The 12,695-nt window shown below is 57.8% G+C and carries 12 protein-coding genes; 2 read left to right on the top strand and 10 right to left on the bottom strand.

Translation table 11 applies throughout. The features are described from left to right. Positions 1 to 2 precede the first annotated feature (2 nt). Genes BLW70_RS15890 through BLW70_RS15870 form a run of 5 tightly spaced genes read right to left on the bottom strand, consistent with a single transcriptional unit; the run spans position 3 to position 5,715 of the window. Positions 3 to 662 (bottom strand): hypothetical protein, encoded by a 660-nt coding sequence (locus BLW70_RS15890; RefSeq protein ID WP_074875445.1) that lies wholly within the window; start codon positions 660 to 662, stop codon positions 3 to 5. Then, positions 659 to 967 carry a hypothetical protein gene (locus BLW70_RS15885; RefSeq protein WP_235865003.1) on the bottom strand — a complete coding sequence of 103 codons (309 nt, stop codon included), beginning with the start codon at positions 965 to 967 and terminating at the stop codon, positions 659 to 661. Before BLW70_RS15885 ends, BLW70_RS15890 begins: the two co-directional genes overlap by 4 nt. A 51-nt stretch (positions 968 to 1,018) precedes the next feature. Then, positions 1,019 to 4,582, bottom strand: coding sequence for a TipJ family phage tail tip protein (locus tag BLW70_RS15880; protein WP_074875440.1), 3,564 nt, complete (start codon positions 4,580 to 4,582; stop codon positions 1,019 to 1,021). Positions 4,583 to 4,639: 57 nt separating this feature from the next. Continuing rightward, entirely contained in the window at positions 4,640 to 5,248 is a 609-nt protein-coding gene (locus BLW70_RS15875; protein ID WP_074875438.1) for a tail assembly protein, read from the bottom strand. Between the two features lie 44 nt (positions 5,249 to 5,292). Next, complete coding sequence (locus tag BLW70_RS15870; protein ID WP_074875436.1) at positions 5,293 to 5,715, bottom strand: hypothetical protein; 423 nt, start codon at positions 5,713 to 5,715, stop codon at positions 5,293 to 5,295. Between the two features lie 537 nt (positions 5,716 to 6,252). Between BLW70_RS15870 and BLW70_RS15865 the strand changes: the two genes are divergently transcribed. Then, on the top strand, positions 6,253 to 6,984 hold the full coding sequence (locus BLW70_RS15865) for a hypothetical protein (RefSeq protein WP_074875434.1): 732 nt from the start codon (positions 6,253 to 6,255) through the stop codon (positions 6,982 to 6,984). A gap of 145 nt (positions 6,985 to 7,129) precedes the next feature. Beyond that, a complete protein-coding gene (locus BLW70_RS15860) occupies positions 7,130 to 7,375 on the top strand; it encodes a hypothetical protein (protein WP_074875432.1) in 246 nt (81 codons plus the stop codon). 110 nt (positions 7,376 to 7,485) lie between these two features. Here the strand turns inward: BLW70_RS15860 and BLW70_RS15855 are convergent, their stop codons facing one another. From BLW70_RS15855 to BLW70_RS15835, 5 genes are read right to left on the bottom strand one after another with little or no spacing between them, the layout of a single operon-like run. Continuing rightward, the gene (locus tag BLW70_RS15855; protein WP_074875430.1) at positions 7,486 to 8,250 is read right to left on the bottom strand and encodes a C40 family peptidase; all 765 of its coding nucleotides are present in this window, start codon (positions 8,248 to 8,250) and stop codon (positions 7,486 to 7,488) included. A 2-nt stretch (positions 8,251 to 8,252) separates the two neighbouring features. Continuing rightward, positions 8,253 to 9,002: a phage minor tail protein L gene (locus BLW70_RS15850; protein WP_074875428.1), complete on the bottom strand. Its 750-nt coding sequence runs from the start codon at positions 9,000 to 9,002 to the stop codon at positions 8,253 to 8,255. 9 nt (positions 9,003 to 9,011) lie between these two features. Further along, entirely contained in the window at positions 9,012 to 9,350 is a 339-nt protein-coding gene (locus BLW70_RS15845) for a phage tail protein (RefSeq protein ID WP_074875426.1), read from the bottom strand. Beyond that, positions 9,350 to 12,385: a phage tail tape measure protein gene (locus tag BLW70_RS15840; protein WP_074875424.1), complete on the bottom strand. Its 3,036-nt coding sequence runs from the start codon at positions 12,383 to 12,385 to the stop codon at positions 9,350 to 9,352. The genes BLW70_RS15845 and BLW70_RS15840 overlap by 1 nt, the downstream gene beginning before the upstream one ends. 27 nt (positions 12,386 to 12,412) lie before the next feature. Further along, positions 12,413 to 12,685 (bottom strand): DUF1799 domain-containing protein, encoded by a 273-nt coding sequence (locus BLW70_RS15835; RefSeq protein ID WP_074875422.1) that lies wholly within the window; start codon positions 12,683 to 12,685, stop codon positions 12,413 to 12,415. Between the last annotated feature and the right edge of the window lie 10 nt (positions 12,686 to 12,695).

Raw genomic sequence — 12,695 nt, 5'->3', positions numbered from 1 at the left:
AGTCAGGCCAGTAATTTGGCGCAGAGGAATGGACGGTGACCTTGGTCAGTCCAGGCAGTTGTGGCGAGGCTGTACATCATGATCCGGCCGTTGGCGTAATCGACGCCCAGTGCGCAACCGCCACCCGATGCATTGTTGTGGCAGTTCATGGCGAAAGGATTTAGGGAGACGTACTCGCCTGCGCCGAGCATCTTGTTGATTCCCCAGAAATACCGGTGGCCTACGGTCAGCTGCTCCTCTCCGAGGTACGTCCAGTTTCCTGCCGCGAAGGTCACGACAACCGCTGGCGCGCCACTGTCATAAACAAGCGTCGCATTCTGATCCCATAACCGCAGGCCATAGGCCGCCGTGCCCATGGACGCCCAGGTTGCCGCGAAATACTGGCCGCTTAACGTTGCGTTGACGTTGGATGCCTTCATGGTGAACCCGGTCCAGTTTCCAGGGCCACCGGTGAACCACACCGATATCGGAACCTGGATCGCCCCCGGATCCGGGCGAACGAACACCAGCGGCGGATCTGCGCTTGTGATTGCCCTGGCAAACACCCCCGACGCATTGGTCGTCCCTGAATATACCCCCTTGGCGAGCATGCAAAGCCGCGGCGCCTCGGCGTCAATCTGCACAAATGCATTGTCGTTGATGCTCTGAAATCCAAAGCTCATGTTGCAAACCTCACCGCGTAGGCCTTGGCGACAATCCTTGTCTGGAGTGTCGACGCGCGGGCCGATGGGTTTTTAGGCAAAACGACCACCTGCCCTACCGAGGGAGTGACGTACGGATAGGATTTAGTGTTACCACTCCCATCGGTTTCGGATGACTGCACATCCTGTGCCCTGGACGGAATGATCATGAACACGCAGTTAGCTGGATTGAACCCCGGAATGTTCAGCGTGTAACTAGGCGTGGCTCCACTGAAGTCGATCACGCCCTGCCAGATCACCTGATAGGTGAAACTGTTGGTGTCCATGGACAGGCCACCGCTTCCATCAAAAACACGCAAGCCAAATGAAGCCATAGTTCACCCCAAATAACCGAGACGGACACGCAGTACATTGTTCGCGTCGTAGACCGAGACGTTCAGCGCATTGATCACCAGCCGCCCCTGCCCGGGAACGATGCCGTTAATTTCAAGCGTTCCATCTTTATTGAGAATCCAGCCTTGCTGGCCAGCGATGTAGTTGGTCGAGCTGATGTAGCTACCGATCTTGGCGTTGGTGATGGTGCCGTCCGCGATAAACGCCGAGTTCATGAACACCTGACCACCCTGCACCGCAAACGGAACCGAGATGGCGCCGCCGGCGATGGTGTTGACGATGGCGAAGCGATCGGCACTCACCAGGAACTGGCTTTGCAGACCCGCGCCGGTGTTCTCGATGCCCAAGCCGATGCCGGCTGCGACGTACTGCCCGCCTGCGGTGATCTGCATCTTCACCGACCACATGGTCGAGAGCTTGCCGCTGGTGTCCGCGTAGGCGGTCGAGGTTTCCTGAATGGCAGCAGTATTCTCGCCGACCTTTACATTGACTTGGGTGATCGCCGTAGCAGTGGCCTCCTTGTCCGTCGCGACAGTCTGGCGCAGGTCGATGACATTGGCTTCGTTCTCGCCGACTGCGGCGGTCAGAGTGGTGATCTTCTGCGCGCTGGCAAGATTCTCCGACGCCCGCACCTTCTCTTCAGTGGCAATGGCCGCGGTACTCCCCCACTCCTTCAGCGCGCCATCCAAGTCGCCTTGCCCGTCATCATCACGGAAAGAAGCGCGCAGAGCCTGGAACGCTGTCGATTGGGCCGTGACCACGCCGTCGAGCTCGGTGATCTCGGCCGTGTTGGTCGCGACCTGTTGCGCCAGGCCGTTGGCCGTCTCGACGGTTTGGCCAACATCCAGCCAGTAGTTCTCATTCGGTGGCGGGGTATCGAGCGGCACGTCGCCGGTCGCCTGATAGATGCGCTTGCCAACCACAACCAGATCGTATTCAACGTAGGAGGCTTCCGGGTCGTAACCCTTCAGTCCGTCCAGCGCATCGATCTGATCCTGAAGTCCCGGGATTTTGTTGATCTCGTCCAGCAGGTCCTGGCCCAATTCAGTTTCGCCAATTTGGCCGGCAATCATCTCTAGAATGGCCGCTGCGTCGGCGCTGGACTGACCTTGCACGCCCATGCCAATCGGGTACCACGGACCGATGTTGCCAATCCGATCCACTAGGCGACCCCAGAAGTAGAGCGTCACGCCTGCGCGCAAGCCCAGCATCGAGAAATCGCTTTGCGGGTACGACAGGTCTGTCAGCTTGGTGGCTGCCTCCAGACTGGTCGTCGGGCCGTGCCAGATCTCCGTCCGCTGCGTGTCCTCGGCACCGGCCGGGAATCCCCACTTTAGATAGATGCCAAACAGCAGCGGCGTGGCCGTCAGATAGCTGAGCGCCGGCGGCAGACCCTCCTTCCCCTTCAGGTTGGTCAGGATCGAGTTACGCCAGATCGACGAGATATCGAAAGCACTCACCGCGCGGACACGAGCCACATAAGCACCAGCGTAGATGCCCACCACGTCGACACTGGTCATCCCGGTGCGCTGCAGTTTGATCCAATTGCCGCTGTCCTTGCGCCACTCGACGTCGAACCCGACAGCTCCGTTTACCGCAGGCCAGGTGATGGTCATGGTAGCCACGGCGATACCCTGGGAGACAACCGAGTTCGACGTAACGGTAACGCTGGTCGGCGCCGGAACGACGGTGATCGGAATAACGCTGATCGGCCGCTCTTCCAATCGCGCGCCGGTGTCGATGTAGGCGAACTTGCTCGGATCGTACTGCAACGCACTGATCTCGAAGTCGCCTTCGGTTGTGCGCTTGGTCCGCAGTACGCGATAGAGCGGGATCGCCAGATCATCAGCGTCCAATGCCCATTGCAACTGTGGCAGCGGTGGCTCGCTGTAATTGGTGGTGACAGTCACAGCGCGACCATTCACGCTCTGCACGGTGCGACCTTCGGCCCTGCCACCCGGCAGGTTGATAATCAGGCGATCACCGGCCTTGGCCTGGGTGTCACGATCCAGCGTCACGACACGACCAGCGACAGCAGAGATGCGCCCGCCGACCTCACGACCTGCCAGCAGCGAATCAGCCACAGGAATGATGTGGCCCGGGAGCGGGATCACCCCTTCCATGCCGGTCTTGAACGAAATGGTGCGGTCCTGATTGTTACTGAGGATCGCCCACTTACCGCGGCGCTGGGCTTCCGACGCTCGGGTGCAACCGATGGCGCTCAGCTCGGTCGGCTTGTCGCCCATGCGTCGCTGAAGGTCCAGGTCCGCGAACGGAATGACGTCGGTGTCGTAGTTGTTCGCCGGATTGTCGTAGCTGACCAGAGCCCGGGTGTACCGAGTCTTGGCCGAGGCGCTGCCGTAGGAGAACTTGCCGTCGATGACGTTGGCTCGAGTGAAGACGTAGTCGAAGTCCTGCGCGCGAGGCATGTCCGCTTGCATTACCAACTGGCCCTGGGCCCAGTAGGTCATGCCTCGGTAAATGCCGGCGATATCGCGCAGTAGGGACCATGCATCAGCCTTGCCTTGCAGGTTCATGTCGCAAAGAAAGCGAGGCTCTACGCCGCCGAGGCCATTCGGTACCAGTTGATCGGCATATTGCGCAATCCGATAGAGCTCCCACTTGTCGACCATGAACGACTTGACTCGCTTGCCCAGGCCGAAGCGGTCCTCAGTGCAAATACCGTACGTGATCCAAGCCGGGTTATTGGTCCAGGCCTGCTTCATGGAGCCGTCCCATGTGCCGGTGTAGGTCCGCGCGATCGGGTCGTAATTACTCGGCACCTGCCACCTGCGCGCACGGCACTTCACGGTGACGGCTGGAATGTTGGTGAACTGCTCGGCGTCGAACTCGATGTAGAGCAATGCGGTATTTGGGTAGCGCAGCTTTGCGTCAATGACTTCGGTGTAGCCGGCGATCAGCATCGTGTCTGCGATCTTGTTGCTGTTCTGGTTTTGTGTCAGGCGGCGGACGCGGATCTGCCAGCCAGTAGTCGCATCGGGCAGATTGATGCGTGGCGAACGCTCGTAACGCGTGGTGGTCTTGCCATCCACAGCGTCGACCAGCGCCTGCTGATAGGCTCCGCCGTCAGTGGCCACGTCGATGGCGTACTCGATTCGATACCCGCCGACGTTGCCTTCATCGTCTTGCTGCTGAAGCGCCGGCCAGGCCAGGCGCACGCGCACGGCAGACAACTGGATGTTGCTGATTGAGCGCACCCAGGGTGCATCGCTGCGCAACTCGACGTTGAGCGAGGTTTCGTTTTCGACCGATGGAATACCAGGGATATAGGTTTGGTCGACGGAACCCGAGCGCCAGTCCCACTTCACATTAGGGAAGTTGTAGTTACCGCTCGCGTCCCGGATCGGGGTGTTGTCCAGATAGATGTCGTAATCGGTTGGGACTTCGTCGAACTCGCCCTCGCCCACGGCGATAAGCAGCTTGGCCAGGTTGGTCGAGCGCAGGCTATCGCTGGCCTCGGTCGGTGATTTTGGTTTGCTCTCCCCGCCCTTCGCGCCGTGGATGTCGATCTTCTGTGCTGCGCCCATGCTTTCCTCCAGGCGAAAAAAAACCGCCTCATGGGCGGCCTGCTTGTTGCGTGCGGTTTACGCTTTGTCTTCGGCGAGGATCGATGCGGAAATGATCATGCCGCCCCACCGGCGTTCGCCGATGCAGATCGGTACCGGGTTGCCGCTGGCAGTGGTGTTTTTGGCGGAGCCGAATGCATACGACGGCGAGTTCTCAGGGGATGCGCTTTGCGACAAGCCGCCCTGCTGGGGGCTGAGCATCTGGATCACACCACCAGCAACACTGGCCGTGCCGGCCGCATACAAGAAAGGGGATGCTGCTGCGAATGGTGTGAACGACAGCACGTAAGCGGCGGCAATCATTACCGTGCCAATAATCGTCTGTAAGCCCCCGGCGCGTTTGCTACCCCCGATCACCGGCACAATGCGGATTTCTCTGGTACCGCCGAGATCGAATCCATCCATACCGACGTTCTTACGGTTGCGAAAGATCGCGAACTTCAATCCAAGACGCTCAAGGCGCTTTATTTCTTCGGCGAACCCCTCGATCGTTGCGTTTAGCGCGCGGAACACCTCCCCAATAGAACCTCCATCCAGGAGATATGGCCTGCTGCGGTAGAACTTTTTAGCAAGCGAACCTGAAAGCATTACTGTCGTTGTCGGGGTGTAAGTGATAGCTGAGCACATGCCATTCTCCGGACAATAAAAAAACCGCCCGGAGGCGGTCATGTTCAAAGCGTTGTGGGAAGAATGTCTATCTGCCCATCACCGCCGGTGAAAACTCTGTATTTCTTCACTGCACCATCTTTGACGGTGGCCTCTCGCTCTACCCGATCAGCGCCCATCGAGCAGATTCCGGATCCCGTATAAGCAGCCCCCACCGATACAGCGCCAGGTGGAAGATAGAACGAACCTTTTTGCCCCGCATCAAGCCGAGCAACCTGCCTACCTTCAATAAATACAGCCATTGAGCACAAGCTACCCGTATGGCCCGAGTCCCGGATTACTTGGAGTACTCCAAACGATCCTGATGGCTTCTGCTGGTACGCAGTCAACTGGCTTGCCGGCGCCTGCTTCGCTTCGCTCGACGGCGTGGGGGATGTCGCACATCCCGCCACCAACACAACAGCCAACGCCCCTACGAATAATTTCATGCAGGTCACTCCTGTGGAAAAGGATGCAAGATATCACTGGGTGGCGAAAACAAAATAATCGAAGCTGGTCAGCAACGTGGTGCCAGCCTATTTAAAGCTAGCCGGAATTGGGGAACTTCGGAAGAAAATGACTCGAGTAACATCGGTCACTCCGTTCGCGTGACTCCATACCCACATCTGACCATCAGCTCGAGAAACAACGGAATATAGCGACCCCATAATCTCGAAGACCTGATCCTCCGTCATACCGATTTGAACCTTTCGTGCTTCATCGCAGGAAAATCTGTTCCAGCACACCCTGCAAGTAAAAGCACAGAAGCCAACACAAGCGCGCCCATCAAATCCTCATATCGTTACCTAATTTGGTCTGGCGTAACTGTAGCACTAACGTGTGAGCCACATGGAAGCACCACATATGCAGGCTCTCCCTATGTATGGATCCACAGTATTGCTCATCGCGAATAAATGGCACAATGCCTTCATCACAATTTATCAAAAATGTTGTGCTTTAAGCACTTATAACTATTGGAAAGTTAAATGGACATAACCTCAATCCCAGCAACAGTTTATGTTGCCTTCGGCGTAATTACTGCTGCACTTCTAAGTGGCTTTTTTTCTTTCATGAACATGGTCAGCTCAAAAGAAAATAAAGTATCCGAATTTAGACTTGCTTGGATAGATGGCCTTAGAAACGAAATAGCCGAGTACATCTCAGCTGCACAAGAGCTTGTACGTGTTACCAATACATTCGATGCGGAGAAATTTCATACCCCTCAGGAAAAAAACACGCTTCATATTGAATGGTATAAGGAAACACGAGATGCATTTTCACGAGCAATCGAAAATCTCACTAGGATTCAGTTAAGGTTGAACGCAGATCATATTTCTGAGGATGCAACAACGCCAGAATCCGAACTAATGAAAGCAATCTCAAAGGCAAGGGAGTTCTCAGCTAAAGGGGATTTTGAGAGCGTTTTAATCTCTTGCAATGAAATAAGATCGAAAGCCGCACCAATCTTAAAAAGTACGTGGACCCTGGTCAAGAAAGGAGAAATCGGTTACAGGCGCATTCGTAAATATTCGTTACTTACAGTCACCATAGGATTCTATTCAGTTATTACTTTCGGAATCTATGTAGGCGCTAGCACATACAAAACAAAACTAGAAAAAGAACAAAAACAAACTTTGCAAATGATTGAGAAGGTCCCAAATATTCCGGTATCTCCTGCCATCCACACTCCGGCACAAGAACCTTCAATTAAGCAGTAAAAACAAGGAGATCTCGATACCATCAAGAGTGGTATTTGATGCTCATATCCCACACAAAAAAACAACGGATTCCCCAGTCCTTTGCCTGCAAGCCCAAGGACTGGGATTGCGCCAATCTCGGCGCGGATAACGCAAGGAAAGTGAAATGAGTGACAAAAAAGTACTGAGTTCATTCGAGACGGGCACGCTCGCCGCGATCACCCTAATAGGTACCGCGCTCGCAACGCTAGACGTATCGAAGCGCACGTTGATCAGCGATGCCGCGCAGGCTCTTATCGAAGCGCTGCCTGTTGATCGCGAATACGCGGACGGATCGTCGGGCCATCAGCTGGCGCTGCGAGCTTTGATAAAAGGCTTGCACCCAGTTCAGTCGCCGCAATCTGCTGACTAACCCACTCCAAAACCTTCCCTGCGTCACGATGACCAGGGAAGCAGTCTTCCGCTGTGCCATGTGATTCTGCTTTGTCTTTGCTCATGCAAGCCTCCTGCGGCCCTGCCGCATCATATGGTTGGTTGTGCATCTTTGTGCCTGAGGATCAGGCGCGTCCGGTCAAGCCATGGACCACCGAAAACGATGATCTCACTCGGCCTGCCGTAAAGGTGATGCAGCAGGAAAGGCCCTGGGCCGAAAGTCGCAGCATCCTCACTAGGAAGTTCCGGGTTGGTGCCGAGGAATATCCCCGCGTGATTTGGGTAAACCGTCCGACCCACTTCCATCACGATCATGTCGCCTCGCTGCGGCTGGTCGACTTTATAGAAGCCGGCGGCCTCGTAATTCGCCTCGTACAGGCTGGTGTTGTCCTTGCTCTCCCACCAGCCGTCGGCGCGATTGAAGGCTTCAAACTCCAGTCCCCACTCGCGCTGATACCAATCCGCGCAGACCTGCCAGCAATCCCAAGCGCCATGCACGAACGGACGCTTCAGCAGCGGAACGGCGCCGGCTGGCATCACCGTGCGCAAGTCACCCTCCGGCCAACTGAGGATGTGCCACGGCATCGCGGTCGCTTCGCACATGGCCAGGTCGCGGGGAGACGGCCTGCTGGTGGCATCCGGGTGCGAATGGACGATGCCGATCACTTCACCTATGTCTTCGGCCGCGGCGTAGTCCTCCGGATCAATCCGGAATTCCTCGCTGGGTTCAGATGCGATGTTTCGGCACGGGTAATACTGCTGTTTGCGCCCAATGCTCAGCAGCAGGCCGCAGCACTCTTTCGGGTACTCGGCAGCCGCGTGAGCCTGGATTGCGCTCAAGATTTGCTTGCGCATTGTCAGCTCCGTGCGATGAGTGAGACAGCGGGGAAGCCACCGAATGACAGCGGGTTACCCTCGCCGAAGCGCGGGATACAACCCCGGCCCAGCGTCGCGTCGCATTCATCCATCTCCGGGTTGTCGGTTGGCACGCCATCCTTCGTGACGTATCCCCCGGTGTAGCCGCAGTTCGGCCCGCGATAGCCGCCGGTGAGGCACCAGTGGCACAAGGTTGTAGCCTGACGGCCGATTGACTCGCCGCCCACGTCACCCGGGCTGGCAAGCTCCCAACTGACCGTCTCCCCGTCCTCGTTCGTCTTCTGGTCGATATACCAGACTTCGATCGTCTCTTGAGTCGGATCAGCGCTAGGGTTACCGGCTGGGAAGTTCTGCGCGTCCAGGTACGTGCCCAGCGTGTGCCGCATGGTCAGCTTGAACTCGAGCAGGTCGTCGAAGGCCAAGCACAACGCCGTGATACGTCCGTTCACGTTACCGACTGACAGCGTTGGCCGTACGGCCGTGCCGTCGCCGTTGGCTTCGATCCCGTCGATTTGCATCGGCCAAGCGCCGTACTCGTTGCCCTGCCACCAAATCGCCTTCGCGGGCAGCTGATTCGCATCGGCGCCGACGGCAATTAGTTCCTCCGGCGAGTGCGGGATCGCATGCCCGTGGAAGCGCAACACATCCGCTCCATAGTCCGTACCGTCCAATTCAAAGAGCAGCACTTCGCTGCCAGGCTCAAGGACTTGGATATCACTGATCAGCGGCATGGTTGCCCCTTATGGTTGGAATGCACGGTCAAAAGTTGCCGTGAGTTTGAAAACTCCACCACCCACGGGAGTGGGTACGGGATTCTTGCAGGTGAACAGGCCGAGCTGGCCTAGAGGCGTGGTCCAGAGGAATGCCTTTGCCCCAGCGTGCCGGTCGAGAAACGCCATAATCTCCAGAACTTTGACTTTTGGGCCGCTGTAAGTAATCGGATAGGCGTCCTCTTTATTGTTCGGGCCATCGCCGGCCGTCTGCTTGTAGCCGTTACCGAACTGCGAGGTGCGCACCCGATAGGTAATTTCAGGTGCGTCGCCGTGCTGAGTTGGCCAGGTGAATGTCTCAATCGCCATCAGGCTCTCCCGTTAACGTTGCGGAAACTTACGCCGCCGGCACGCCACGACTCGGCCACCGCTCTCTCTGCTGCGGCCTTCATCTGCATCTGGAGGTTTTGCGAAAGCGCCTGTTGGTCGAGCTGCATCCCTTCAGAGCTGCGATCGGGAATCGCCACGGTGACCGGTGCGTTGATGCTGATGGTCGATCCGCTGCTGCCACCACCCAAAGCCCGCACGCCAAGCTGGCCGCCTGCTGTTCTGGTCAGCGGCATGATCGCCTCTTCCCCCGCCTCCCCCATGATTCCGATATCGCCACCGGCCATGCCGAAGGCTGTTGGCTTGCTCACTACGCTATTGGTGAAGGCTGCACCGTTGGCAAACAACTGCACGCCGGACGACCAGGCGCCACCTTCGGCCTGAATACTGCCCGGAGTGAAGCCAGATAGGTCGCCGCTGTAGCCTGCCTGAGTAGATCCCGCCGAAGCGGCGGTACCGCTGCCAGTGAAATAACTGGTGGCGGCCCCGACCAAGCTACCCAGCAACGCCGAACTGGCCTGCCGAGTAGCTATGCGCGCCATGTCTGCAATGATCGACTTCGCGAAATCACCGAACGACGCCTTCCCAGTCATGGCGAAGTTTACGATCGCGTCTTCCATCGAGCTGAAGGCGTTGCTGAACAAGCTTTTCGTCTGTCCGGCAACATCCCGCGCCGACTCCAGGTAGTTCTGCCACGCCGACGATGCGCCAGCGCTCCAGTCACCCTGGGCGGCTGTCATCTCGTCATAGTTGGATTGCACGGTGTCGTGCAGATCCTGCTGGGTGGTTTTCAGCGCCGCCAGCTTCTGGGTGTACTCGTCAAGGCTCATGCCTCGCGAGCCATCACCATACTGGTTGGCCAGTTCAAGGCTCTGCTGGTTGAAGCGATCATCGATACCGTTCTGCTGATCCGTCAGCGCACGTTGGCGGTCACCCTGACCAAGACCAGAAGCCGCGCGCATACCCTGCTGCCGAAGTGTCTCGACCTGTTGCTGCAGCGCGCTGGTGTATGTGCTGACAGCCAGAGTCTGCTTGCGCAGGCGACCTTCTTCGTTGGTGCCGATGATCGACAGTTCGCTGTCGCTATCCTGCTGCGCCTTGACCATGGCGCTGCGGGCATCGGCGATCTTCTGATCGATCTGGATGACCTGCGCCGCGGTTGTGCCCTTTTTTGCCTTGGCCGCTTCGAGCGCATAGATTTCCGACTGGTAACTCTGGGCTACCTCTTCCGACTGTTGCTTCAGCAGGCTGACACGTTGCTCGGTGAAGCTGGCCTGAGAGATCACCCCGGCCCGCTGCGATGCTTCGAGCTCCTTGTCCGCGCTTTTGTAGTAGGCCAGGGTTTCGGCCAATACGTTCTTCGCGTTGTTGAAGCTGGTCAGGTCAGCACTGCCTGCGGCAGCTTTCGGATCCTTGAACTTGTCATTGAGGTTCGCCATGTTCTTGGCGACCGCTGCCGGATCAAGCCGAGAGTCTTTCGGGTCTACCTTCCGGATATCATCAAGGCTTTTCTTGTAATCCTTGATCGCCTCGGCGCGCTTCTGCTCGTTGGTTAGCGAAGACTTGGTGATCGCGTCCACTTTGGACATCGCCACGACTGCGCTTTGCTGTGCCTTGGCCTGCTCGCCGTCGTACTTGGCAATGTCAGCTTCAGCGGCCTTCTGGTCCTCCAGCATATTCAGCCGGTTGCGGTAGAGGTCGATCATTTCCTGCTTGTTTTGAAACAGGCCAACATCCCCAGACTCTGCCCGGGCCAGATCACGCTGAGCCTGCTCAATATCGGAGCCGATGTTGCTGCGGCCGATGTTTTTCAGGTTGTCAGCAGCACGCGCGACAGCGTTGTAACCCTTCTCCCAGAAGCTTAGGTTTTCGAGGATTCTCGGCGTGCGCTCGTTGATGGCGTCCGCATATTGCTCGGTCGCCAGCTTCACAGCGCCTGCGTGGTCGCCCTGTTCTTCCAGCGCCGCGATCTGCGAGTAAACCGAGGCAGTCAGGTAGTGGTACTGCGCGTTCAGTGCGGCAGATGCCTTCACCGGATCGTCGGCAAGCTTCGAGAACTCGGCGACGGTTTCGCTGACAGCCTTGCCCGTCGCTTCCTGCATGGAAACGGCGGCCTGGGTGATGCCCGTGAAACTCTCGCCCGCGATCTTGCCGTTGCCAGCCAGCAGCGCGAGAACAGCAGCAGCTTGGCCAGTGGTACCCACCGTAGCGCTTACCTGCCGGGCCATTTCGCCCAGTTGACCAGCGCTGACACCGGCGAAACTACCGGTCATCACCAGCGACTTGTTGTATGCGTCTTGCTCCTCGCTGCCTTTGTAATAGGCAACAGCCAGAGCGCCGACGGCGGCAGTGGCCAGCGCGATCGGGGCAAGGATGGCAAGCAGGCCGGCAGCTGAAGCGCCAGCACCTGCACCCAGCTGAGCGACGGCGCGCACGCCGCTCCCCCAATCACCGGACGACAACGCGTTGCCGAGCTGAACGACGTTTTCCTGCGCCTGGCGGGTGCCAAGCTTCAGCCGGTCGAAACCGGTGGCGGTTTTCTCCAGCGCCGCATAATTGCCGTCGATCTTGCTGAGCGCCGAGTTGTACTGGTCCTGGCTGATCCGGCCTGCGTCGAGATGCTTGCCCAGCTGCTCGACTTGGGTGTCGAGCTTGCCCATGGCCGCACGTGCCGGGTCGATCGCTCCGAGCAGACTATTCAGGGCCTTCTGCTCGTCCAGGGTGGACTTGGCCAGGGCCACTTGTTGTTTATCGAGCTGCGCGGTGATCTTGGTGAATTCGGCCTCGCCATAAGCGCCGGTCTTGGAGAGTTTCGCCAGACTCTCGCGCTGCTTGGCCAGTTCCTGCGTAGTGGTCGCGCCTTTCGACAACGACTTCTCCAGCGCTTCCATCTCTTTCATCAGGCCAACGGCGGATTGCTCTGCACGCTCACCGGACTTGGTCAGCTTGTCGAGATCGGTCGCAGCCTGGGCAGCATCAGCCGAGTCGACCTTAATGCCGAGTTCTGCAATGTTCATCGACTCACCTTGAATAAGTGCCCGTTTTCACGGGCTGTTGTCGCGGGCTTGGGCCATGACCGCGATGGCTTCCGATTCCATTACGCGGATGTCCTGAAACACACCTGGGCGATCCGTCGCCGAAACACCGACGAGCCTCATCACGTTCGGAAGGACGCCGTAATCGAGTCCAGTTGCGCCGCATGCGCCTGTTCGCCACTGAGTCCCCATCGAATCCATGACGAGGAAGGCCTTCCAGTTGTCCGGCCAAACTTCGAAGGTTTCGTCGTAGTCCTCTGGCGAGAAGCCGAACATCGCCATTTGCTCGGGG

It is taken from the genome of Pseudomonas frederiksbergensis, from assembly GCF_900105495.1.
Classification (GTDB): Bacteria; Pseudomonadota; Gammaproteobacteria; order Pseudomonadales; family Pseudomonadaceae; genus Aquipseudomonas; species Aquipseudomonas frederiksbergensis.
Note: the sequence above shows the minus strand (reverse complement) of the source record. Positions and strands in the feature narration are given on the sequence as shown.

What these genes read in the sequence shown, in the direction of transcription:
- BLW70_RS15890 (WP_074875445.1), bottom strand. Translation starts at nt 662, where the DNA reads ATGAGCTTTGGATTTCAGAGCATCAACGACAATGCATTTGTGCAGATT.
- BLW70_RS15845 (WP_074875426.1), bottom strand. Translation starts at nt 9,350, where the DNA reads ATGGCGATTGAGACATTCACCTGGCCAACTCAGCACGGCGACGCACCT.
- BLW70_RS15880 (WP_074875440.1), bottom strand. Translation starts at nt 4,582, where the DNA reads ATGGGCGCAGCACAGAAGATCGACATCCACGGCGCGAAGGGCGGGGAG.
- BLW70_RS15850 (WP_074875428.1), bottom strand. Translation starts at nt 9,002, where the DNA reads ATGCCGCTGATCAGTGATATCCAAGTCCTTGAGCCTGGCAGCGAAGTG.
- BLW70_RS15855 (WP_074875430.1), bottom strand. Translation starts at nt 8,250, where the DNA reads ATGCGCAAGCAAATCTTGAGCGCAATCCAGGCTCACGCGGCTGCCGAG.
- BLW70_RS15870 (WP_074875436.1), bottom strand. Translation starts at nt 5,715, where the DNA reads ATGAAATTATTCGTAGGGGCGTTGGCTGTTGTGTTGGTGGCGGGATGT.
- BLW70_RS15875 (WP_074875438.1), bottom strand. Translation starts at nt 5,248, where the DNA reads ATGTGCTCAGCTATCACTTACACCCCGACAACGACAGTAATGCTTTCA.
- BLW70_RS15885 (WP_235865003.1), bottom strand. Translation starts at nt 967, where the DNA reads ATGGACACCAACAGTTTCACCTATCAGGTGATCTGGCAGGGCGTGATC.
- BLW70_RS15865 (WP_074875434.1), top strand. Translation starts at nt 6,253, where the DNA reads ATGGACATAACCTCAATCCCAGCAACAGTTTATGTTGCCTTCGGCGTA.
- BLW70_RS15860 (WP_074875432.1), top strand. Translation starts at nt 7,130, where the DNA reads ATGAGTGACAAAAAAGTACTGAGTTCATTCGAGACGGGCACGCTCGCC.
- BLW70_RS15840 (WP_074875424.1), bottom strand. Translation starts at nt 12,385, where the DNA reads ATGAACATTGCAGAACTCGGCATTAAGGTCGACTCGGCTGATGCTGCC.
- BLW70_RS15835 (WP_074875422.1), bottom strand. Translation starts at nt 12,685, where the DNA reads ATGGCGATGTTCGGCTTCTCGCCAGAGGACTACGACGAAACCTTCGAA.